Below are 22,915 nucleotides of genomic sequence, written 5' to 3'. Positions count from 1 at the left end.
GGGATATCCTCTTTCTATGCTGATTAAAATTCGCCGACGCGCAGAGTGGAAAGAACCTCTGCGCCTTCCTCTTTGAGCTGCTCCAGCTTTTCAAGGAAGTCCTCTTCCACCAACAGCTCGGTGACAAAGGCGACCTCGTCTTTTTCCGCGCCCTTGCGCACCAGCTGGCGAACCGGCCCGAAAAGGCCCTCCGCCTGCCCCAGCGCAAAGGCCGGGTCTTCGGATTTGGCGCGGACATAAAACGCGACGGCATCCTTGCGGTAGTCGCGCACGTAGTCTGGCACGGCCTGATCCCAGAACAGGTACTTGCGGGCCTTGAAGTGCCGTACACAGTCGATCACATCCGCCACCACGGCGCTGGCTGTGGGCAGCTTACCCGCGCCCTTGCCGTAGAACACCACGTCGCCGATCGAATCGCCGCGCACCTGAATGCCGTTGAACACGTCGTCCACCGTGGCCAGCTGGCTGCTGCGGGGAACAAACATCGGGCAGACTATGATATGAATCTGATCGTTCTCCAGAATCTTGACCCGGCCGATCAATTTGATCACGCCGCCCCATACCTCCGCGTATTCCACGTCGGCCAAAGTCACCTTGGTGATGCCCTCGGTATGCACCTGGTCGGGGTACACATGCTTGCCGAACGCCAGAGAGGCCAGGATGCAGATCTTGCGGCAGGCGTCCAACCCCTCCACGTCCGCGGCGGGATTGCGCTCCGCGTAGCCGAGCTTCTGCGCAAGGGCCAGCGCGTCGTCAAAATTCATCTGGTCGCGGATCATCTTGGTCAGAATGAAGTTTGTTGTGCCGTTGAGGATACCGTCGATCTCGATCACGTCATTCGCCGCGAGGCACTGGCTCATGGGGCGAATGATCGGGATACCGCCGCCGACGCTGGCCTCGAACAGAAAATTGAGGTTCTGCTTCTGCGCCAGAGCGAGAAGGTCTGCGCCCTTCTGCGCCACCAGCTCTTTGTTGGAGGTAACGACGCTCTTGCCCGCCAAAAGACAGCTGCGCACAAATTCATATGCCGGATGCAGGCCGCCCATCACCTCTACCACGATTTTCACTTCCGGATCATTGACAATATCGTCAAAGGATTTCGTAAAGCGATCCGCCAGCGGATCCTCGGGGAATTCCTTTAAGTCCAGAATATATTTGATTCGTATTTCCTCTTTTGCCCGTTTGGCAATATTCTCGGTATGGTTGCACAGAACCTCCGCCACACCGGAGCCTACCACACCATACCCCATGATTGCGATTTCTACCATTTCTTCCACCCCTTATCCAAATTTCCCTGAAACAAGGCCGTTGATTCCTTCCTCCGCCAAAGGAGAGAGAAATTGCCCGATTCGCCCAGCCGCTTTCAAAATGAAACCGGCATTTTCTCTACTGATCGGTAATATTGTCAATGCTGCATACGCCGTCCACATTTTTCAGCAGAGCCAGCAGCTCGTCAACCGTACCCATCATGTTGTTGATTCGCGCGGAGATCGAAACCATCGCCTTGCCGCTGACGGGGATATTCTGGTTAATCGTCAGAATATTGGCCCCCGCCCCGTAGAATTCCGACACCAGCGACATCAAAACGCCGGGGCGGTCGTACAGCACCGCCTGTATCGTCAGAATCCGGTTTGTGGCTTCCGGCTGGTAAGGATACACGGAATCCTTGTATTTGTAAAACACGCTGCGGGAAATCCCCGCCATCCGCGCCGCCTCGGACGTGCTGGCGGCCTCAGAATTCATGATATACTGCTTGGCTTCCACAACCTTGGAATATACCTTTGGCAGAACCTTTTTATCCACCAGAAAGAAAGTTGGCTCTTTCATTGTCCACCACCCGCGAACTATTGTATTGTATTAAGGTACAGTTTATCATTTTCCACCGTGAAATTCAATAGCCAAAAGTGTAAAATTCCACGCCTTTCCCTTGAAAAACCCGTATGCTTTGACGAACCGAAGGGCAAACGGGCAGAAAAAAACTCCCGAAAGAAAATGATCTTTCGAGAGCTTTTGCGTATTTTGTCCTTCTGCGGGCCTCAGCCCCCGGGGCGGATTTCGGTATCCGGCGGAACCCACAGGCCGTTATCGTCCTGTCCGGGGCCATGTTCATCCCCGTTCCCATTTCCGTTTTCATTGCCGTTGCCGTTTCCGTTCCCCTGTGAATGGGAGGAGGACGGCCGGGAGCTTGCGGGGGAGGAATTCTCCCCGCCCGGCTTCGAGCTGGTTTCGGGATTGGACGGGTGCGAGGTCTCCCACTGGGAATTCTCGGGCTCCGACTGCTCCGGCTCCGAAAGAATGTCCGATGCGGGGGAAGAACTCACAGGCGGGCTGGTATCCACCTCCGGCATATTGCCGCGCTCATACCATCCCGTTTTGGTGGGAGCGCCGACGTCCGCGCCGGACAGCTTTCCGTTATCCGTTCGGAAGGTGGCGGAAACCACATTGGAATCATACCGGAAGTAAAGTTTCTTCTTTCCGTCCAGATATTTGGCCATGATGTTCCGCCAGATTTTGGCAGCCCACTTGGTGTAATTTTCCTTTTGCCCGTAAGACAGCGATTTGGGCGTTTCATAGCCCGTCCAAATACCGGCCACCGCGTAGGGCGTGCCGCCGACAAACCAGCTGTCCTTATCCTCATCGGTGGTGCCGGTTTTGCCGAACACCTCCCAGCCGCTCACCGCCGCGCCGCCGCCGGTTCCCTCAGAACCGTACACAACATTGCGCAGCAGGCGGTTCATGATGGTGGAGGTGGTGGACTTGATGACCTGCGTGCCCGTGTTCTGCCGATTGTCCAGAATCACGTTGCCGTCGTGGTCCTCCACATAGTAATAGGTATAGGGCTTATTGTACTGGCCGCCGTTGCCGAACATTTGGTAGGCCGCCGTCATCTCTTTCACCGTGACGCCGCCGTTCATGCCGCCGATCGCCATGGCCGCGATCTGCACGCTGTCCGTTTTGGGGTTCAGGTGGGTAAAGTGCAGCTGATCCGTCAAAAAGCGGTACGACGTGGTGGGAGAAATTCTTTTTACAAGCTGCGCCGCCGCGGCGTTGGAGGAAATCTCCAGCGCGCGCTGCACCGTGATCGGGCCATAAAACTTTTTATACCAGTTGTTCGGGCCGGGCTTTCCGCCGGCAAAATAATTATCCACCGGCTCGTCGGGCAGAATCGAGGAATAATTGATCACGCCCATGTCCACCGCCGGGCCGTAGGATGCGATCGGCTTAATGGAAGAACCGGGCTGCCGCTGGCTGTCCGTCGCGTAGCTCAAAAGGCGGTTCCCCGCCTTTTCACCGCGCCGGCCAACGGTGGCAAGCACACGGCCATTGTAGTCCATCATATAATAGCCCAGCTGAATTTTTGGATCTGACGGCATGTTGTCGCCGGAAACAACCTCCTCCGCCGCGTTCTGCGCCTTCTGATCCATGGCGCAGTAAATTTTCAGGCCGCCGTGGTACATCATATAAACTGCCTTATCCTTCGAGATTCCCTGCGTCGTCTGCAAGTCTTCGACAATATCCTCAAACATGGCGTCGATATACCAGTTCCACACCGGGCTGTCGTTGACCACGTTTTCGTCTTTACGGCCCACAAACACCATGTGGTTCGATTCCTCCATGGCGCTGTTGTACTCGTCCTGGCTGATCATCTGCTGGTTGAGCATTTCGCCCAGCACGAGCCGCTGGCGGGTCTTATTGTTTTCGGGAAAATTGAGCGGGTTATACTTATACGGATTCTGCGTGATGGCCGCGATGGAAGCACACTCGGCCAGAGAAGCCTGGCTGATGTCTTTGCCGAAATACAGGTTTGCCGCCGCCTGCACGCCCTGGCACCCGCTGCCGTAGTTGACGACGTTCAGGTACGCTTCCAGAATCTGTTCCTTGGAATAGCGGGAATCCAGATTGACGGCGCGAAAAATCTCCTTCACCTTACGGGTCAGGCTTACCTCGTTATCGCCGGTAATGTTTTTCACCAGCTGCTGCGTAATGGTTGAGCCGCCGTAGCTGCCGCCCTTGGTAACCAGTGTGGTCACAGCGCCGGCTGTACGAATCCAGTCCACTCCGTTATGTTCCATAAACCGCTTGTCTTCAATTGCGACCATCGCGTTTTTCATATTTCTGGGAATTTTGTCGTAGTCCACCCAAATGCGGTTTTCCGAGCTGTAAAGCCGCTGATATTCCACCGGCTGGCCCGAATCGTCGTTTACATAAATAAAGCTGGTATAGTTGAGCTTCAGATTATTCAGATCCATTTTAATGGATTCATTCCGAAAGCCCAGGATAAAAGAAGTCAAAAAAACCAGCACGATCACTCCGGCAACCGCCAGAACCGCTATGACGCTGTACAGCCCTTTCAAAGCAATCCTTACGGCAATCGATGCGCTTGCGGCACGGCCGGTCTCAGGCGCACCGACATATTTATTCAAATCGGTTTTCCTCATAGGCGGTCACCTCCTTATGCGTATTTGGCTGTGCCTGAAATCCCCGTATTTATAGGATGGCACATTATACCGGTAATCTTGCAAAGTTATGAATAATTTTCCAATCATCATCTAATACTATCGCTGAGGTGATTCTCTTTGAAAAAAATCGTCAGTCTTGCCGTGTGTACCGTACTGGTCCTGGTCGGCCTGATGCTGATCGCACATTTCAGTCCTCAGGTAAGCGGAGCTCCCGCTTCTTCCGCATCAGAAAATCAGATTCATTTTACCTCAAATGCCCCCTCAAGTCAAGAAAACGGTAACCTGCCCGCCATGACCAGCCAGCAGGACAGCTACCTGGTGCGCGCTTACAACGGTAAAATCGGCATCTTTAAAAACGAGGAAAACTCCCCGTTTGAAATAATAGACGTGGATGTTTCCTCCCTGCCTCAAACCGACCAGCTGCTGCTGACCACCGGAATCGAGGCGGATTCCACCGCCGAGCTCCAGCGGATTCGGGAGGATTACGAAAGCTAAAGCAAAGCCTCCGCGATCCGCCTTTCCCCCTAAAAAAGTTTGGAGCCCCATACCCGACCGGGTATGGGGCTCCGCTATACGACAGAAGCTTATTTCATGTTCTGTTCGTAAGACTCGATCATTTTCTTGACCATCTGGCCGCCAACAGAACCGGCCTCACGAGAGGTCAAATCGCCGTTATAGCCCTGCTTCAGGTTTACGCCAACCTCGGAAGCGGCTTCCATCTTAAACTTGTTCAGTGCCTCACGAGCCTGAGGAACCACTGCCTGATTGCTACTTCTAGCCATAAATAATACACTCCTAATCTTTTTGAATTTGTAATTGAAATTGATTGTAGAACTCTTTGTGCGTCTGCATCCTTATTGTGTGCGGACGCTCTTTTTTTATGACTGACAATTTTTTGAAAAATTAAAACCGGTAGCCCGGCTCGGAATCGATGCCGCACAAAAGGCATACGGCGCAGGCCGCCAGCAGAGAATACGTGCCCATTTCGCGCTGCAGCGCAACGGAAATATCCTTTGGCTCGAGGATTTCGCCGGTGAGGGTGCACAGGCTGCGCAGCAAGCTGACGCACGCGCTACCCTCCGTCAGGCTGGCCACGCTGAGCGTGTCTTTGGAGGATGTGCCGCACGCCACCGGAATCACGGGAGCGCCCTTGAGCTGTTCGGCCGCTTTTTCGCAGCGTGAGCTGAATACCGCGGGAATCCCGTGCGGCAGCCTGACCGGCTCTGAGGACGGTGTAAAGCTGTTCTTAAAAACCAAAACGGAATCCGGCGTGCTCAAAGCCGGCAGCCGCTCACAATCGTAAATACAAAAAACGCCGGGAGTTTCCCCGGGTGCGCTGCTGAGCTGTATTCCATTATAATACTGCACCCGTCCATACCTGCGCAGCACGTCGATCATCGCCTGAGAAATCACCGTATCGCTTTGTTTTCCGCACAACAGAATGGTTTTCATGCTCTCCCTCTTTCCGTTACCGACGAATTGCGAACCGCACGTTTCCGTAAAATCGGCCATACGCTCCCCATTCAACTCCGCCGATCCCCCCGTCGTCGCCGCTGCCGTATCTCTCCCGCCTTCGGCGGAAAGGATACGGCACATTTTTTATTTTTAACACAGATGTAAGTATTATTATAAATCGGCGCCGACGGTTTATGTGGTTTACTGCTAAAAAAGTATTTTGTGTCAGAATCAAAGTACAACCATATACTGTTGTTAAGGCAACTTTTCGCCAATTGTATCAAGCGAGGGATGAGCTTATATGCCCTATAATGAAAGAGAACTGCTGGCAAGGCTGATCAAATGCGAGGCCGGGGGCGAAGGCGACAACGGAATGAACGCCGTGGCCACCATTGTGGTAAACAGAGCCAATGTTCCCTACGGCGAATTTTTTCGGGTCAGTCAAGGCGGCAACATCCGCAACATTATTGAACAGCCCGGCCAATTTACCTGCATGATGACCACTGTGGGCGGACAATACAATGCGCAGAACATTTATAATATGGATCCGGAGGAGATTCACTACCAGATTGCCGACGCCGTCATGGCCGGCAATGTCTTCGCCGGCGTTGGAAACAGCCTGTTCTACTTCAATCCATACCGCCCTACCTGCCCGAATGAATTCCCGCCCGGCGGCGTCGGCACCTTTTACAGCCATATCTACCAGCACTGCTTTTACGCCCCCACCGAAAAATACAAACTCACATAATGAGGTGACATCACCATGAATCAACCAAACACGGGTTACAGCGCGGTTTATTCCCAAACCGGAGCCTGCCCATCCTGCGGGATGCCCGCCTGGCCGCCCGCCGCGCAAAGCACAACCCAGACCGCGAGCGCGCAGAGCCAAATGGCGGCACAAATTCCGCCGCAGACTATGCCGTCCATGACCTCTGCTGTTCCTTCCACACCGTACCAGCAGGTCAGCTTTCAGCAGCCGGCCGGCGCATCGCCCTCCACGGCACTGGCGCAGATTCCCCCTGTTCCCGGCTCGACCGGCTTTGTGCCCAACACGCCGCCGGAGGCCTTCAGCGGCGCGATTACCGACCTGAACCAGCCGATGCCCATGACGGTGGAAAGCCTGCAATACCTGAACGGCTTTCTGCGCACGCAGATCGGGCGGCGCGTGCGGGTAGAATTTCTGCTGGGCACCAACACCATGACCGACCGCTCCGGCACATTGCTGGGTGTGGGCGCAAACTATATTCTGATCAATGAATCCGACACCGACGATTTGTTGGCCTGCGATTTTTACAACATCAAATTTATCCGCTTCTATTATTAACAAAAAATGGCCAATCAAAAGCTCCGCTCCCTATATGCTAAGGGAACGGAGCCTTTTCCATTTCATAATGGTGCAATCGTAAAGTACGGCTGCTACCGCACGAATAGGACAAAAGCCTCGGCAATCATTCGCCCCAGTACTGCAAAGCGATTTTTTGGCCCTGATCGATTTTTGCCCACTGCTCGTCTTCCGTCAGTTCGTTGCCGCCGTCGCAGGAGGCAAAGCCGCACTGATGCGAAAGGAGCAGACGCTCTTTCGGGATAATCTGAGACGCCTCGTCCAGCAGTCTGAGCACGCGGGCTTCGTCGTCCAGCGTGTTTGTTTTGCTTGACAGCAGACCGAGTACGACTTCCGTGCCGGGCTTCTCCTGGAACACGGCGAGCGCTTCCAGCGAACCGGCTCTGTCGTCGTCCCACTCCAGGAAGAAACGGTCGTACTTCAGCTGCTTGAGGAACAAATTGGCGATCTTCAGGTACGAACCGCCGCCCATGTTGCGGGAATCATAGTTTCCGCGGCAGTTGTGCGTCCACACCTTCAGCCCGAGACTGTGGCCAAAATCGATGATCGTGTTGTTGATGTCAATAAACTCCGACGCCAAAGACCGAACCGACTCCTGATCGATATTCTCGCCCGTATACGGAGAATTGGGATTATCGTCGGCGAAAATCTCCCACAGGCAGTCGTCGAACTGCAGGATCTTCCCTCCCGCCGCGGCGTATTCCTCAACAAATTCCCGGTATGCCTGCACAAGCCCCGCCTTTAATTCCTGGGTGGTGGAATAGACGGAATCCTTGCCGCCGATATTGCCAGACCACGAAAGCTCACCGAAAATATGCGACGGAGACGGAACGCAAATCTTGGTTTCTCTTCCGCCTGCAATGGACTGAAGCCTTTTGAACACCTGAATAAAATGGTGGTTCCGCCCGCTGAGGGGCTCGGTAATCCGCAGGCCGATGTCGCGGCGCGTCTCATATTTCTGGGTTTGATCCTTATCGCGGAAGAAATAGCCGTGATCCGCAATATAGCGGCTGATGCCCTTCAGGCCCCAGACAAAATCCAGATGCCACATGGATTTGGAGTATTCGCCGTCTGTAATAATTTCAAGGCCGTGCTGAATCTGACGGTTCACCACGTCTTTGGTTGCTTCAAACTCGCATTCCTCATACCCTTCAAAATCCGCATAAAACGGGTAGGTGATGTCGTCGCGCTGTTCAATCTGATGTTTGTAGTTCAGCAGTTTTTGGGGGCGCAGCAAACTGCCGACTGTTTGAAATCTCTTGCTCATTGGGAAGCCCTCCTAATATTTGATGAGGCTATTATAACCCATAACAAAACATATATGGTAACTCTATTATCCTATATTGCATTATAGCTATTTCCTATACCCCATTCCCCGGCACCCACCCGTTGCGGGAATCAAAGAGGAGCCGCCCCGTAAAGGACAGCTCCTCCTTTTCCATTTACGATATGCAGGTTCCGCACGATTTGCCATATAACCGCGTTTTCCTGATCGCACTCTCGTTTGCATTACATATGAAGCAGCTTTTTCACCTGCGCCATCTCGGAGCCGGTCTGGCGGTTTTCCAGAAACGCGGCGGAATACAGCATAAATCCGTTTGCGCCAAGACTCCTGCTTTTTTGAATCTGATACGCCATCACGGAGCCAGGGGTAATCCAGGTGCCGCCGTCCGCATTGGAATCGGCCTTATACAGCGCCAGGCCGAAATACAGCTTCACACCCGGGTTCGTCACCAGCTTACGCCAGGTGACCGCCGTTGCGTCGAAGGGCATCACCGCGTTTCTGGAATTGAAGTACAGCTGCGGGCAAAGATAATCGACATACCCGGCCTGACTGCCCCATGTGGCGACATCGGCACCCATGTTCCGGTTATTCTGAAGATTGGCCTGCGGGGAAATGCCGAACAAAACGGCTGGCTTTGTCTGCTTGACCGCCGCGTATACCTCGGAGACCAGCGCATTGATATTCTGCCGCCGCCAGTCGGCGACAGACAGCGAGGTTCCGCTGGCAAGGTACGACACGCTGTCGATTGCGGAGGCCGTGGTGGGATAAAAATAATCGTCGAACTGAACGCCGTCCACATCGTAATTCTGAACGATCTCGCGCACACCGGACACGATCCGGTCGCGCACCTCGGTAATGCCGGGGTTATAATACCATTCGCCGTTCCATTCCATCGTCCAGTTCTGCTTCGAGGCATCGTTCTTCCAAATCACCGCCGGATTATCGGAGGAAAAGGACTTCGGAAGCCCTTTTAAGGAAACGCGCAACGGATTCACCCAGGCGTGAAATTTCAGCCCAGCCTGATGTGTGGCCTGAACCATATAGGCCAGCGGATCGTACCCCGGCGATGTTCCCTGCGTGCCGGTGAGCAGGTGCGACCAGGGATAATAAGCGGAGGGATACAGCGAATCGCCGAATGGGCGCACATGAACGATCAGGGTATTCATACCGCTGTTCTTCGCCTGAGAGACAAGGGTGTCAAATTTTCTGCGGAAGGCCGCTTCGCTCCGATCGGGCTGCCCGCTCATATCAAGGCTCATATACGGTATCCACACCGCACGCATCTCGCTTTGTGAAGTCGCCGTGCCGATCACTGTGACGGAGCGGTTGGCCTCACCCCGCTTTTGCACGCCTTTTTTCACCGTTATGCGAACAGAGGCGTGAACGCCGTACACCTCGGAAGTCACATAGGTAGTTCCTTCCCGCAAGGCCGTGACGCGGTACTTGTCTGTTCCGGCAATCCGGCTGACCCTGGCGACGGAATCGCGCGAGGAATACACCACAGCGTCCGAAGAGCTGACGTTTGCGCCGTTCACCGACACCTTGATGTCGTACAGATTTCCGGGCGCCATCTGGTAGCTTCTGGTATCCATCATCAGCGTGCGCGTCCCTGTGCTCTGCTTCGCCCCCGCCTGCACACCCGGCAGCACCAGCGTCACGGCGGTCATCAGGACGGCGAGGCATCTTCCCCATACAGATCGCTTTTTCATCGTTGTTCTCCTTTTGCTGTTCGGGCTTGACTCTCTGCCAAACGCACCGGGCGCTTGAAAGGGTCATATCCGTCTTTTTCCAATGGATTATTTTTCATTGGTTTTATTTTCATTATAAAGAGAGTACGAACCCGGCACAATAGGGAACCCACAATTACTAAATATTCCCTGCCTCTGAATACTGCGGTTATCTTTTCCAAGGCTTTACTCCGCCGGCAGATGTTCCCGCCGACACGGCTGGACCAATGAACTGCACCGCATCAAACGGGCAAAGATAAAAAAGGCCTCCCGCCGTAGTTTTCATCTACGACGGGAGGCTGTTCTGTTTCTGTCCGTTTTCAATGGAATCGTTCAGGAACGCGAACCGTTTGTTATGCTTCTGTTTCCTTTTCTTCCTCCGCCTGCGCCAGAGCGTCGCTCTTTTCCGCGTGGCCGGTGTACGTGGGCACCAGATGGTGAATGATCTCCATCATCCTGACGTTGTCGACACCCGCGCAATGGCGCAGCGTATCGAGTTCGCTGAGAAAGGTCTCTTCGCTGAACGGAATCGGCGTGCCGATGTAGATCAGCTCGTGAGAGGTTTTGGCGCAGCCGCCCTCACTGTCGAGCAAGAGCTCCTCGTACAGCTTCTCGCCGGGACGCAGACCCGTATAGACGATTTTGATATCGACGTCCGGCTCATACCCGGAAAGGCGGATCAGGTTGCGTGCAAGATCGGCGATTTTGACCGGCTGGCCCATGTCCAGCACAAAGATTTCGCCGCCCTTAGCCATACCGCCCGCCTGCAGCACCAGACGCGCCGCCTCGGGGATCGTCATGAAATAGCGGATGATGTCCGGGTGGGTAACCGTGACCGGCCCGCCGGACGCGATCTGCTTTTTGAACAACGGAATCACGCTGCCGTTGCTGCCCAGCACGTTGCCGAAGCGCACTGCCACAAAATCCGTTTTGCTGTGGCGGCTGAAATACTGAATGATCAGCTCGCAGATGCGCTTGGTGGCGCCCATCACATTTGTGGGGTTCACGGCCTTATCGGTTGAGATCAGCACCATGCGCTTTACGCCGTACTTATCCGCGGCTTTTGCCACATTCAGCGTGCCGAACACATTGTTCTTCACCGCTTCGCCGGGGCTCAGCTCCATCAACGGCACATGCTTGTGCGCCGCCGCGTGGAACACGACGTCGGGGCGGCAAACCTCAAATACGTGGTTGACGCGGACGGCATCGCGCACCGAGCCGATCAGAACCTCCAGATTCAGGCGCTTGAAGCGCATGAGTAGCTCGTTTTGCAGGTCGTAGGCATTGTTTTCATAAATATCGAAAATAATGATTTTTTTCGGATTGAACAGCGCGATCTGCCGGCACAGTTCGGAGCCGATTGAGCCGCCGCCGCCCGTTACCAGCACGGTTTTGTCCTTCAGGTAGCCGCAGATTTCGTCCACGTCGAGCGTGATTTCATCGCGGCCCAGAAGGTCGGTGATCTCCACATCGCGGATCGACTGCGTATCGACACCGTTTTCCAGCACCTCGCTGTACTCGGGCACGGTTTTCAACTGGCAGCCGGTTTTGGAGCAGATCTGCAGAATCTCCTGCAAATCCTTTTTCTTGGAGGTGGGGATCGCCAGCAGAATCTGGTCTACATTATAGCGCGCCGCAGCGCGGATGATGCTTTCACGGCCGCCCACCACCTTCACGCCATGGATGCGGCTGCCGCGCTTGGCACGGTTGTCGTCGATCGCGACGACGGGAATCCCGCTGGTTTCGGGAGCGCTTTTCATCTCCTTGATGATCATAGAGCCGGTCTCACCCGCACCGATGATCATTACCCGGTGGAACTCCTCCTTGTCCTTGCGTCTGGAGAGCTCGTTCTTTTTTCTGGCCCGGCGCATCAGGCGGAAGCTGAAGCGCGAGAAGCCAACGAACAGCAGCATCAAAATGCCGCCCATCACGTACACGGTAAACGGAAAACGCTCGGGGTTAAAGACCGTATACCCCAGCACCAGCAGCAGCACACCGGCAAAGCCCGTGCCGAAGCAGATCTGGATCAGCTCGTCCAGACTGGCAAACTGCCACATGGTGTTGTAAAATCTGGAAAGTGCGAATACCGCCAGACAAATGATCGTCGCCCACGGCATAAAGTGCTGGAAGGCATCGACGTAATTCGGGGGAACCTTATTATCCAGCCGCAGAATAAAGGCGATCCAATAGCTGGCGTAAATACACACGATGTCCAGCAAAATCTGCGGCAGCGTGTAAAACATACTAACCCTTTTATTCTTCATGTAAACTACTCCCAAAAGCCATTGTGAAATATTAACTTATAGAGTATATCACAACTGCACAACAAATGAAATACGGAAATCGTTAATTTTGATAGGACAGATCGCCATGCACTTCCCATCATGCCGCTCAAGAAGAAATTCGCATTGCTTCTCTGGGCCTGCAGGAACTGAAAACGCCGCATTTCAAATTATTATTCCGAAACCGAACCGTATTATCGCGCCGTTTGCTCCCGGCAGGAAACGACGCGAAGCGGCGGGCCCTCCAAAAAATAAATGCGGTCGGAAAGCCGCTCTGCCTCCTCGCGGCTGTGAGTGACGAGGATTTTCAGCGATTCGGGAAACGACTGCTGCAAAAGCGCCGACATTTCCTGCGCCGCCGCCCGGTCGAGCGCGTGAAACGGCTCGTCGAGCAAAAGCACGTCGCCGCCGTAGGCCAGCGCCCGCGCGAAGGAGACCCTCTGCCGCTGGCCGCCGGACAGCTTTCGCGGGTACTGCCCGGCATACGGCAGAAGCCCCGCGCGCGAAATCCACTCCAGCGCCGTTTGGGTGTGGTTCGGCGGGAGCACAAGCTCTACATTTTCCAGCACGGTCGCCCAGGGCAGAAGACGGCTCTCCTGAAACACATACGAAATCCGTTTCCCAGAAAGGCCCGTAATCGTTCCGCCTTGCGGCGTCAAAATCCCCGCAAGGCAGTTCAGCAGCGTCGTTTTGCCGCACCCGGAGGGGCCAAACAGGCAAACCGTGCCGGAATCGGGCAGCTCCAGAGAAAAATCCCGCAGTACGGCGCGCTCCCCGTACGCCTGGTTCAGGTGCTCGAGCTTCAAGGCTTTCCCTCCCCCCAAGGTATCCGGCGAAAGCAGGCCAGCAGCAGCCGCTCCAGCGCCACGCTCAGCACCACGACCACCGCCGTCCACGCGAACAAATCCGCGGTATCCAGATAGATTTTCGCGCCGTAAATCCGGCCGCCGATGGAGCTTCTCACGTTAGCCAGCACCTCCGCCGACACGCCCGCTTTCCACGCCAGGCCCATGCCGGTGGTGAAGGCCGCCGCAAGGTACGGCGCCACCGTAGGCAGATAAATGTACCGCAGCGTTTTCCACCGCCCAAGGCGGAATACGCGTGCCATTTCCAGCAGCTCGCGGTCGGCCGCCGCCGCGCCCTGGCAAACGTTGCCGAATACGATGGGCAGAACGATCAGCCCCGCGATAAACGCCGGGACTCTGACCGACTGCAGCCACACGAGCGCCAGAATAATAAAAGAGGCCACCGGAGTCGCCTTTACCGCGCTGAGCAGCGGGTAAATGAGCTGATACAGAAAGCGGAAGCGGCAGCAGAGCGCCCCCAGCACGACCCCCAAAAGAGAGGCGCACACGAACCCGGCCGCTACGTTGTACAGTGATCCACCGGCGGAAACCCAGAAATCCGCCCGGCAGGACAGCTCAAAAACACGGGATAAAGTTTGGGCAGGAGATACCAGAAGGATCTCCTGTCCTACACTTTGATATAACAGCTGCCAAACCGCAAGCCAGAACGCCGCTACGCCAAGCACGCGCGCAGCGCGGCCGATCGCACCCCGGCTCATCCCGCTGCGTTCAGGTAATAAAAGTCGTCCTTCGGGAACGCGCCGCCGATGGACTTGGGATTATACTCGTAGAGCACCTTGAGAAAGTCCTCTGTCTTAACCCGCATGTCGTTCCCCGCGATAAAAACGATATTGCAGTTCGGGATCGCCTTCTGCGCGACCGCCGCGGGCATAATGTCGTATTTTTCAGACAGAGCGCCCGCCGGCTGGGGATTCTGATTGACATAGTCCACGGACTTCTGGTATTCGGACAAAAAGCTGTCGAAAACCCCCTGATTCTGCTTGACAAATTCGCTGCGCACGACCAGCGCGCCCATGGTGAGAACGCTCGAGCCCTGATCGGCCTTCTGCACCGCGCGCTCCCACTCATCGGTCAAATCCAGCGCGGGTTTCAGCTTTGCGTTCTTGGCGGTGACCTGAGTTACAAAGGGCTCGGGCAGAACCGCCGTGGTAATCTTACCCGCCAAAAGCTGCGACGCGACCTCGCTGTGCTCGGAAAGGTACTCCACCTTCACATCGTCTTTCAGGCCGTTCGCCGTCAGGATGTAATCCAGCGCGTATTCCGGCACGGCGCCCTGGCCGGAGGAATAGACGGTTTTGCCCTTCAGATCCGCAATGCTCTTAATGCTCTCATCGCCGGTGACCAGATACAAAATCCCCAGCGTGTTGATTGCCGCAAGGCGCACACCGCCCTTTGTTTTGTTGTAAAGGGCGGCCGCCAGATTGGTGGGGACGGCGGCCGCGTCCAGCTCGCCGGAAACCAGCTTGGCCACCACCTCATCGGGGCTACCTGCCACGGTAAAGGCATACGCATTCGCGGCGGTCTTTTTGTCGTTATTCTCCATCACCTGGAGCATGCCGAGGCCGGTAGGCCCTTTCAGCACGCCGACACGCATCTGCGTTTTTTCCGCGGCAGATACGGTACTGCTCTGCGGCGCTTCGGCCGCGGAGGAAGAAGCGGCAGGCTGACCAGCACACCCGGCAGAAACTGCCAAAAGCGCCGCGGACAGCACCAAACCCGCAATTTTTTTCGTAAATCTCATAATATCCCTCTTTCCATCCTTGGGTTCCGCACGGGGCCGGCCCTTTGCCGGCCGCAGCTCGTTAGGGAACCCCACAGCAAATGCCTGCTAACCGGGTTTCCGCGAAAAAACCGGTGCACACGGCACCGGTTTCTCCCAAAAGCAGGAATCTCCCGCCGAATATCAGTGTTGCTCACAGCCGCAGCTGCTTCCCTCTTCGTCTTCATCCTCCAGGCTCTCGAGATCGAACTCCAGGTTTTCGCCGCAGTTCGGGCAGTCGATGTGGCCTTCGTTGATGATATCCTCTGTCAGGCACAGCGTTTCGTTACAGGCCGGGCAGGTTACCTCGTAATAGCAGTCGTCATCAGCATCATAATCCTCGTCGTCATCCTCGTCGCCGTAGAAATCATCCTCCAGCGTACCCAGATCCTCGTCAACAGCATCGAGCTGATCCGCCAGCTCTTCGTGATCCGCCTCGATATCCGCCAATGTCAGCGCAATATCATCCAGCAAATCAATAATCGCATTGAGTACCTTAACCTCTTTCTTGTCCGTATCCAGCTCAAGCCCCTCGGTCAGGCCGCGGATGTAAGCTACTTTCTCTGTATTGGTCATAATGATGCCCCCTTTTCACATTAATATATCATAAACTTCTGTTCAGAAAGATTATGCGTTACGCGCGCTCCATATATTCACCGGTTCTGGTATCGATGCGAATCATTTCGCCCTCGTCGATAAACAGCGGCACACGAATGACGGCGCCGGTTTCCAGTGTAGCAGGCTTGGTGGCGTTGGTGGCGGTATCGCCCTTAAAGCCGGGGTCTGTTTCGGTAATCTGCAGCTCAACAAAGTTGGGCGGCTCCACCCCGAACACGTTGCCCTTGTAAGACAACACCTTGCATTCCATGTTTTCTTTTACAAAGCGGAAGTTATCACCCAAGACAGACTTGTTGATCGGGATCTGCTCGTATGTTTCATTGTCCATGAAATAATACAGATCGCCGTCGCTGTACAGGTACTGCATGTCCTTGCGTTCCACAAAGGCAGTGGGATATTTATCATTGGGGTTAAAGGTTCTTTCTGTCACAGCGCCGGTGATTACATTTCTGATCTTGGTACGGACAAACGCCGCGCCTTTTCCGGGCTTGACGTGCTGGAATTCTATAATGGACACAACGTTCCCGTCCATTTCAAAGGTCACGCCATTGCGAAAATCGCCTGCTGATATCATGGGTTTGATTCCTCCAAATTATTATTTACTACCCCATAGTTTATAATATTTTTTCCCGTTTTTCAAGCATTATCTGATAAAGTATTGGAAATGCCGCGGATTGCGGGCATTTTGCAAAATCAAATTTTAATAAATTTTTCTTCCAGTTTTTTCAAATTAGATAGTGTGTTTTTGCGGAACATGGTATAATAACCACAGGGCTGCCGTAATACCGGCTTCGCCGATCGATAGGACATACCGCACCGGCGTTCTGCGCCTTACGGTATCATAACCGGAAAAGGCTGTGATACCGGTTTTGCCAATTGGAAAATACAGAGGCATTCTGAAAATTGCCCGGCTTGCATTCCCATAAACGATGGGAAAGGAGAACTTTTATGAGATCATCCTATATCAACCCCGGTGATAAAGTGAGCATCAGTGTAAAGGTCAGCGACGGCCCCCGGCGCTCTTACATAAGCTATATCGACACCATTGTGGACGAAGAGACGATCCTGATTTATACCCCTATTTTCAAAGGGCAGGTAATTCGGCTCTCTACCTTCGAGGACTACGATTTTATTTTTTACGCGCAGACCGGCCTGTACCGGGCAGACGGCAAGGTTCTGGCCAATTTGTCAGAAAATAACGTGGCGATCGCAAAAATCCAGATCGGTCGCCTGGAGTCGATTCAGCGCCGCGAATTTTACCGGGTGAATTCAACCTTTGAATTTACCTATACGCGCCCTATGGCTGGACCCGATGAGACGGGAAATCTCCCCCCGCACCCCGCAACGGGGGAAAACATCAGCGGTGGCGGAATCTGTTTTCTTTCCCCTACGCTTCTTTCGGAAGAGGAGCCGATTTACTGTACCCTGCCGCTGAAAGACCAGATGATTACTGTTGAGGCCATTGTGCTGCACAGCCAGTCACCGGAGGATTCGAGGGAGCTGTACGGCATGTACGAATACCGGGCCCGCTTCTATTTTCGGGAAAAACGCGATCAGGAAGCCGTTATGCAGTATGTGTTCGCCAAACAGCGCGAATTTCTGCTCCGTCGCAAAATGCAGTTTGAAGCGGCGAATACCGACGATAAAAACCAGGGGACTTCCCGCCGGCGGTAATGCCGGCGCATACCCTCACAAAACAGCACAAGCAAAGCCGCCGCGCCCGTTACCGGATGCGGCGGCTTTTTGCCGGGAGACGATTCGCCTTTCGGCAGAATTACTTCTGCGAAGCGGTGATGATCGCCATTTTATAGACTTCCTCAGCGTTGCAGCCTCTGGAAAGATCGTTGATCGGAGCGTTCAGGCCCTGCAGCAGCGGGCCGTAAGCCTCAAAGCCGCCCAGGCGCTGGCCGATTTTGTAGCCGATGTTGCCGGCGTCCACGTCGGGGAAAATGAAGGTGTTGGCATGGCCTGCAACGGCGCTGCCCTTTGCCTTGGTCTTTGCAACCTCGGGGGAGAAAGCGGCGTCAAACTGCAGCTCGCCGTCCACCGGGAAATCGGGGTTGAGTTCCTTTACCTTCGCCGTCGCGTTCTGCATCAGCGTGACGGAATCGCCCTTGCCGGATCCGAGGGAGCTGTAAGAGAGCAAAGCAACCTTCGGGTCGATGCCGAACAGACGGGCGGTACGGGCGGTTTCCATCGTAATTTCCACCAGCTCATCCTCGTTGGGAGCAATGTTGATCGCGCAGTCGCCCATCGCGTATTTTTCCTCTTTGCCGTCTTTCTCCCTGTACATAATAAAGCAGCTGGAAACGATCTTGTTGCCGGGCTTTGTCTTAATCAGCTGCAAAGCGGGGCGAACCGTGTCCGCTGTGGAGTAGGTAGCGCCGCCGAGGAGGCAGTCCACATATCCGATTTTTACGAGCATGGTGCCGAAATAGTTGGACTTGGAAAGCGCGGCGCGGCATGCTTCGGCATCCATTTTGCCCTTTCTCAGCTCAACCATTTTGTCTACCATTTCGTCGAATTTCTCAAAATGGGTGGGGTCAACAATTTCGATCCCCTCAATATCAAATCCGCCTTCTTTTGCGGCGGCCTGAATCTCCGCCGGGTCGCCGAGCAGCACCGGCACAAGAATTCCCTGCTGATGAAGACGAACGGCCGCACTCAGGATTCTGGGCTCCGAACCCTCGGTAAACACAAGCCTTCTGTTCTTGCCCTTCAGCTGTGCAATCAGCTCTTCAAACATCTCACTTTTCCTCCGTTACTCACATATTACAGCCTTTATCCGTAGACTTCTGCGTGCTTATTATACACCCCGCCGGTTGACAATATCAACACTCTTTTGACATTTTAGAAACTGAAAAGCAGATTATGACTGTTTTTTTGCTGCTCCTTAACCCAAAAGGAACCCGGGCTTATCTCCCCTGCCGCCGGCAGGGGAAGAAGCAAACCCATGGTTCCAAATTGTGATAAAAGCGATAAAAAGCGGGGCTCTCACAAGATCAGCAGCGTTTTGTCGGAGGCCGTCAGATTTTCGCAGCCGTCCTCCGTAATGGCGATCATGTCCTCGATGCGCACGCCGAATTTGCCGGGCAGGTAAATGCCGGGCTCCGCTGTGACCACCATGCCGGGGCGCAGCACCTCCTGGCAGTTGGGCGCGAAGTTCGGCCATTCGTGGATTTCGACTCCCACGCCGTGGCCGGTGCTGTGACCGAACGTACCGGGGTACTCCCTGTCGATGATATCGCGCGCCGCGCGGTCGACCTCGCTGCATACAACGCCGGGCGCCGCCTTTTCAATGGCGGCCAGCTGGGCCGAAAGCACTGTGTGATACACGCGCTCCTGCTCTTCGGACAAATGCCCGATGCCGACGGTGCGTGTCATGTCGGAATGGTACCCGTCCAGCAGCGCGCCGATGTCCATGGTGACCAAATCGCCCTTCTCGATCTTCTTTTCGGAGGGAACGCCGTGGCACAGCGAACCATTCGCGCCGGAAACGACGATCAGATCAAACGCCACGCCCTGAGCTCCGCTGCGGCGCATGAAGAATTCGATCTCGAGCGCAACCTCGCGCTCGGTCAGGCCGGGGCGCAGCACGGTGAGAATATGCGAGAATGCCGCGTCTGTAATCGCCTGCGAATCGCGGATCTTTTGCAGCTCCCGCGGCGTTTTGACCGCCCGCAGGCCGCGCAGCAGACGGTCGAGCGTGCTGTCCTCCACTGTCTGCGCGCCCATGGTGCCGAACATTTCGCGGTAGTTTTTCGCATCCGCAAGGCTCAGGCCGGCGTTTTCCACCAGAACCCGCCGAATGCCGTGGCGCTGCACGATCTGCCGAACGTTCTCTGAGAGGCGGCTCATCAGCACGACCTCGCAGGATTTCACCTGCCGCCCGGCCGCCTCAAAATACCGGAAGTCCGTCAGAAAATAGGATTTCTCCGGCGTGATGAGCACCCAGCCGGCCGACGAAGGAAAGCCGGTCAGATACAAACGATTCTGCGGCGACGTCACCAGCGCGGCGTCCGCCTCCTGTTCCAGCACCTGATCCCGCAGCACCCGCTGCAGCTCTTCCACAGCCGTTTTCATGAAATAAGTCTCCCTTCTGTTACATCAGGCTTTTCAGCGCCTGCAGCGCCAAAAAGTAGCTGTGCTTGCCAAAGCCGCAGATGACCCCGGCGCACACCTCCGACAAAACGGAGTGCGCGCGGAACGGCTCTCTGGCAAACACATTCGACATGTGCGTTTCAACGAATGGAATCCGCAGGCAGGCAACCGCGTCCCGCAGCGCGTAGCTGTAGTGGGTGAGCGCGCCGGCATTGAGCACCACGCCGTCAAACACGCCTTTGGCCTCATGGATTTTATCGATCAGCGCCCCCTCCCAGTTGGACTGGAAGATTTCGCATTCAAAGCCAAGGCTTTCGGCATATTCACGAATCTGCATTTCAATGCTCTGGGCGGTTTCGTCACCGTACACGCCCTTTTCACGGATTCCCACCATATTTAAGTTAGGCCCCAATAACACAAGTACCTTTTTTTTGCTCACGCTTTTCCACTCCTGTCCGTTTTTTTCCGCTCTGCCTGGCGCCGCTCAATTTTGCGGCGGATCGGTTCCTCCAGGCGCCTGCGCAGCCGGAACGACACGCTGGTTTCCGGGTCGCTGGGGCGCAGCAGAATCGATTTGACCCCGGCCACGTTCGCGCCCATGACATCTGTAAAAATCTGGTCGCCCACCGCCACTGCCTGGCCGCGCGGAACACCCAGAAAGCGCGCCGCGCGCCAGTAGGCAAACGGCAGCGGCTTCATCGCCACACACAAAAAAGGCAGATCATACTTTTCCGCGAACGGCGCAACACGATCCTTAAAATTATTGGATACAATAACAACCGCAAGCCCCGCCTGCCGCATGGCGCGGGCCCATTCCACGGTTCCCACAAGGGGAACCGGCGAGCCGTGGGTTGCCAGCGTATTATCCACATCCAGAATAATCGCGCTCGCCCCCATCTCTCTGATCATCTCCGGCGTGATGTCGGTAACTCTGTCCACCGCCGCCGTAGGCAAGAACAACGACATACCGTCTCCCCTCTTTTCAAAACAAATCTGCCCCGCAAACCACCGCAAATGGTTAAAAAAGCGGGCTGAATCAGCCCGCTTTTCATCCATTCAACTTACTTAAACTTGCGCTTACGTGCGGCTTCAGACTTCTTCTTCCGCTTTACCGAAGGCTTCTCGTAAGCTTCTCTCTTACGAACCTCGGCAATCACTCCGGCTCTGGCGCACTGCTTTTTAAAACGTCTCAGCGCGCTGTCCAAAGATTCATTGTCTTTGATTCTGATTTCAGCCATTTATTTTCCCTCCCCTCCGCCACCAGGCAGGGGTATTAGTTATCCCGTATAACATAAAAATAATTATACCGGCTGACGGGAAAGATGTCAAGTGCTAAGAAAGAATCTTTGCCGGGGAAAAAATGCAAAGGGATATTGACAGAACCCCCATAAAATGATACTATAATACCCGCACTACTCGTTTTTTGCAGGATGATACAGGGGTATAGCTCAGTTGGTAGAGCAGTGGTCTCCAAAACCACGTGCCGAGGGTTCAAGTCCTTCTGCCCCTGCCAGAAAAGAAGCCGCATATTCGTTGATTTTTCAGCGTGTATGCGGCTTTTCTTGTGTCTCTGCCTTATTTAGAGTTGTTAATACAATTTTTCAAAGCCTTGCAATAAAAAATATCTTCGCCGGATTTCCCCTGTACCCAGTGTACATAAATTCACTCTTTGATTGGATGCCCAACATATCACTCAGCCCTGTTATCTGTGATGAATCCGATAGGGTATAAACCCTCCAGCCGTTTTTTATCTGACCTCCTTTGATATCTCCGAAAATTTTTGCTTGATTGCTCTAACGGCCGCATTCGTGATACAATAAAAATATCTCTGCACCACACAAAGGAGTCGATACCATGAAACAGGTAAAGCCGGAGAATTTGGAAGCTTTTTGTCTGGACATATTAAAAAAGCACGGAGTAGAATCGCAATGCGCCCAAACGGTGGCTCACTGCCTAGTTGACGCGGATCTGTGCGGGATCAGCACGCACGGCGTCAGCAGGCTGGCGATTTATCTGGAACGGCTGGACGCCGGAGTCGTTTCCAAAGAGAATCGGATCACGATTGAAAGAGAGAGCCCCGCCGCCCTGGTGGTAAACGCGGGCAACAGCCTTGGAATGCCCGCGGCCAAATTCACCATGGAAAAATGCATCGAAAAGGCCCGGGAAGCCGGCTGCTGCTTTGCAACCGTGAAAAATTCCAACCACTTTGGGGCCGCGGCCTATTACACCCGCCTTGCGGCCGAGCAGGGCATGGTCGGCATCTGCGCGGCAAACCTGACCTCGAAAATTGCCCCCTACGGCGCATCGGAGCCCTATATGGGCACGAACCCGATCTCGATTGCTTCTCCCGGCGAGGAGGGCGCTGTTGTGCTGGACATGGCCCCCAGCGTCGTCGCTTTGGGCAAGCTGATTATGGCCCAAAAGCTCGGGAAGCCGATTCCAGAGGGCTGGGCGCTGGACAAAGACGGACACCCCACCACCGACCCCGCCGAGGGCCGCAAGGGCTCCCTGCTCCCCATCGGCGGCCCGAAGGGAAGTGGCCTGGCGATCATGATCGATATTCTGTGCGGGGTGCTCAGCGGCGGAAAATTCGGCCCGCACCTGCACGACCTGTACGGCGACATGCAGAATCCGCAGGAGGTCGGCCACTTTATCGGCGCGATCGACATTTCTCATTTTGTGGATGTGGATATATTCCGCAGCGGCGTCGCCCAGATGAGCCGGGAGATCAAATCCCTGCGCCCCGCCGAGGGTGTTAGCGAAATTTTCATGCCCGGCGAGGGAAGTGATAACCGCCGCAGGAAAAATCTGGAGCAGGGAATCAGCCTGCCGGATGAAATCTTCGGTGAGCTGCTTGCCATTGGCAAGGCCTGCGGTGCGGTTTTCCCGGAGGAATAAAGACAAAGCAGATGATTGCAACTGCAAAAAGCCAGAGAACAAATTCGCCCATAGAATATCCTTCAAATAATTTGGCATTTTCCGTACTGTAAAAACTGCTTGATCTGGTCTATAGTATAGCA

General features: G+C 54.7%; 23 protein-coding genes and 1 tRNA gene. 6 read left to right on the top strand and 18 right to left on the bottom strand.

Translation table 11 applies throughout. The annotated features are described in order from the left end of the window. Positions 1-23: 23 nt before the first annotated feature. The 3 genes from G340_RS0113470 to G340_RS0113460 all read right to left on the bottom strand — a co-directional run bounded on the left by G340_RS0113470 (position 24) and on the right by G340_RS0113460 (position 4,439). Entirely contained in the window at positions 24-1,268 is a 1,245-nt protein-coding gene (locus tag G340_RS0113470; RefSeq protein ID WP_020074175.1) for a homoserine dehydrogenase, read from the bottom strand. A 118-nt stretch (positions 1,269-1,386) separates the two neighbouring features. Then, entirely contained in the window at positions 1,387-1,827 is a 441-nt protein-coding gene (locus G340_RS0113465) for an ACT domain-containing protein (RefSeq protein ID WP_020074174.1), read from the bottom strand. 209 nt (positions 1,828-2,036) lie between these two features. Further along, positions 2,037-4,439 (bottom strand): transglycosylase domain-containing protein, encoded by a 2,403-nt coding sequence (locus tag G340_RS0113460; RefSeq protein WP_020074173.1) that lies wholly within the window; start codon positions 4,437-4,439, stop codon positions 2,037-2,039. A gap of 138 nt (positions 4,440-4,577) precedes the next feature. Between G340_RS0113460 and G340_RS0113455 the strand changes: the two genes are divergently transcribed. Beyond that, positions 4,578-4,955: a hypothetical protein gene (locus G340_RS0113455; RefSeq protein ID WP_020074172.1), complete on the top strand. Its 378-nt coding sequence runs from the start codon at positions 4,578-4,580 to the stop codon at positions 4,953-4,955. A gap of 89 nt (positions 4,956-5,044) precedes the next feature. Here G340_RS0113455 and G340_RS0113450 read toward each other — a convergent pair whose 3' ends face one another. Then, a complete protein-coding gene (locus G340_RS0113450; RefSeq protein WP_020074171.1) occupies positions 5,045-5,242 on the bottom strand; it encodes an alpha/beta-type small acid-soluble spore protein in 198 nt (65 codons plus the stop codon). A 121-nt stretch (positions 5,243-5,363) separates the two neighbouring features. Next, complete coding sequence (locus tag G340_RS0113445; protein ID WP_033402307.1) at positions 5,364-5,912, bottom strand: hypothetical protein; 549 nt, start codon at positions 5,910-5,912, stop codon at positions 5,364-5,366. 304 nt (positions 5,913-6,216) lie between these two features. On the opposite strand from G340_RS0113445, the gene G340_RS0113440 reads away from it, so the two are divergent. Beyond that, positions 6,217-6,663 (top strand): cell wall hydrolase, encoded by a 447-nt coding sequence (locus G340_RS0113440; protein ID WP_020074169.1) that lies wholly within the window; start codon positions 6,217-6,219, stop codon positions 6,661-6,663. Positions 6,664-6,678: 15 nt separating this feature from the next. Next, the gene (locus G340_RS0113435; RefSeq protein ID WP_027104008.1) at positions 6,679-7,239 is read left to right on the top strand and encodes a hypothetical protein; all 561 of its coding nucleotides are present in this window, start codon (positions 6,679-6,681) and stop codon (positions 7,237-7,239) included. A gap of 124 nt (positions 7,240-7,363) precedes the next feature. Here G340_RS0113435 and G340_RS0113430 read toward each other — a convergent pair whose 3' ends face one another. The 8 genes from G340_RS0113430 to efp form a co-directional block, all read right to left on the bottom strand. Further along, complete coding sequence (locus tag G340_RS0113430; RefSeq protein WP_020074166.1) at positions 7,364-8,524, bottom strand: cobalamin-independent methionine synthase II family protein; 1,161 nt, start codon at positions 8,522-8,524, stop codon at positions 7,364-7,366. A gap of 242 nt (positions 8,525-8,766) precedes the next feature. Further along, on the bottom strand, positions 8,767-10,251 hold the full coding sequence (locus G340_RS0113425; protein ID WP_020074165.1) for a glycoside hydrolase family 10 protein: 1,485 nt from the start codon (positions 10,249-10,251) through the stop codon (positions 8,767-8,769). A 371-nt stretch (positions 10,252-10,622) separates the two neighbouring features. Then, positions 10,623-12,533: a polysaccharide biosynthesis protein gene (locus G340_RS16870; protein ID WP_033402291.1), complete on the bottom strand. Its 1,911-nt coding sequence runs from the start codon at positions 12,531-12,533 to the stop codon at positions 10,623-10,625. 212 nt (positions 12,534-12,745) lie between these two features. Then, positions 12,746-13,357, bottom strand: a complete 612-nt coding sequence (locus G340_RS0113415) for an ABC transporter ATP-binding protein (protein WP_020074163.1) — start codon at positions 13,355-13,357, stop codon at positions 12,746-12,748. Then, positions 13,354-14,115, bottom strand: coding sequence for an ABC transporter permease (locus tag G340_RS0113410; RefSeq protein WP_020074162.1), 762 nt, complete (start codon positions 14,113-14,115; stop codon positions 13,354-13,356). Before G340_RS0113410 ends, G340_RS0113415 begins: the two co-directional genes overlap by 4 nt. Next, positions 14,112-15,158 carry an ABC transporter substrate-binding protein gene (locus G340_RS0113405; RefSeq protein ID WP_020074161.1) on the bottom strand — a complete coding sequence of 349 codons (1,047 nt, stop codon included), beginning with the start codon at positions 15,156-15,158 and terminating at the stop codon, positions 14,112-14,114. Before G340_RS0113405 ends, G340_RS0113410 begins: the two co-directional genes overlap by 4 nt. A gap of 162 nt (positions 15,159-15,320) precedes the next feature. Then, complete coding sequence (locus G340_RS0113400) at positions 15,321-15,752, bottom strand: CD1247 N-terminal domain-containing protein (protein WP_020074160.1); 432 nt, start codon at positions 15,750-15,752, stop codon at positions 15,321-15,323. A gap of 58 nt (positions 15,753-15,810) precedes the next feature. Next, positions 15,811-16,368: an elongation factor P gene (gene efp, locus G340_RS0113395; protein WP_009060496.1), complete on the bottom strand. Its 558-nt coding sequence runs from the start codon at positions 16,366-16,368 to the stop codon at positions 15,811-15,813. A 374-nt stretch (positions 16,369-16,742) separates the two neighbouring features. On the opposite strand from efp, the gene G340_RS0113390 reads away from it, so the two are divergent. After that, complete coding sequence (locus G340_RS0113390; RefSeq protein WP_020074159.1) at positions 16,743-17,468, top strand: flagellar brake protein; 726 nt, start codon at positions 16,743-16,745, stop codon at positions 17,466-17,468. Positions 17,469-17,568: 100 nt separating this feature from the next. Here G340_RS0113390 and pta read toward each other — a convergent pair whose 3' ends face one another. From pta to rpsU, 5 genes are all read right to left on the bottom strand, one after another. Next, positions 17,569-18,540 carry a phosphate acetyltransferase gene (gene pta / locus G340_RS0113385; RefSeq protein WP_020074158.1) on the bottom strand — a complete coding sequence of 324 codons (972 nt, stop codon included), beginning with the start codon at positions 18,538-18,540 and terminating at the stop codon, positions 17,569-17,571. A 248-nt stretch (positions 18,541-18,788) separates the two neighbouring features. Then, positions 18,789-19,877, bottom strand: coding sequence for a M24 family metallopeptidase (locus tag G340_RS0113380; RefSeq protein ID WP_020074157.1), 1,089 nt, complete (start codon positions 19,875-19,877; stop codon positions 18,789-18,791). Positions 19,878-19,896: 19 nt separating this feature from the next. After that, complete coding sequence (aroQ, locus tag G340_RS0113375) at positions 19,897-20,334, bottom strand: type II 3-dehydroquinate dehydratase (protein ID WP_020074156.1); 438 nt, start codon at positions 20,332-20,334, stop codon at positions 19,897-19,899. Continuing rightward, positions 20,331-20,861: a YqeG family HAD IIIA-type phosphatase gene (locus G340_RS0113370; RefSeq protein WP_020074155.1), complete on the bottom strand. Its 531-nt coding sequence runs from the start codon at positions 20,859-20,861 to the stop codon at positions 20,331-20,333. Before G340_RS0113370 ends, aroQ begins: the two co-directional genes overlap by 4 nt. Before the next feature lie 95 nt (positions 20,862-20,956). Further along, positions 20,957-21,133, bottom strand: a complete 177-nt coding sequence (rpsU, locus tag G340_RS0113365) for a 30S ribosomal protein S21 (protein ID WP_009060718.1) — start codon at positions 21,131-21,133, stop codon at positions 20,957-20,959. 199 nt (positions 21,134-21,332) lie between these two features. Between rpsU and G340_RS0113360 the strand changes: the two genes are divergently transcribed. Next, a tRNA-Trp gene (locus G340_RS0113360) sits at positions 21,333-21,408 on the top strand. A gap of 341 nt (positions 21,409-21,749) precedes the next feature. Beyond that, positions 21,750-22,793 carry an Ldh family oxidoreductase gene (locus tag G340_RS0113355; protein WP_020074154.1) on the top strand — a complete coding sequence of 348 codons (1,044 nt, stop codon included), beginning with the start codon at positions 21,750-21,752 and terminating at the stop codon, positions 22,791-22,793. Positions 22,794-22,915 lie beyond the last annotated feature (122 nt).

It is taken from the genome of Faecalispora sporosphaeroides DSM 1294 (assembly GCA_000383295.1).
GTDB lineage: Bacteria > Bacillota > Clostridia > Oscillospirales > Acutalibacteraceae > Faecalispora > Faecalispora sporosphaeroides.
This window is presented reverse-complemented; position numbering and strand designations above follow the sequence as displayed.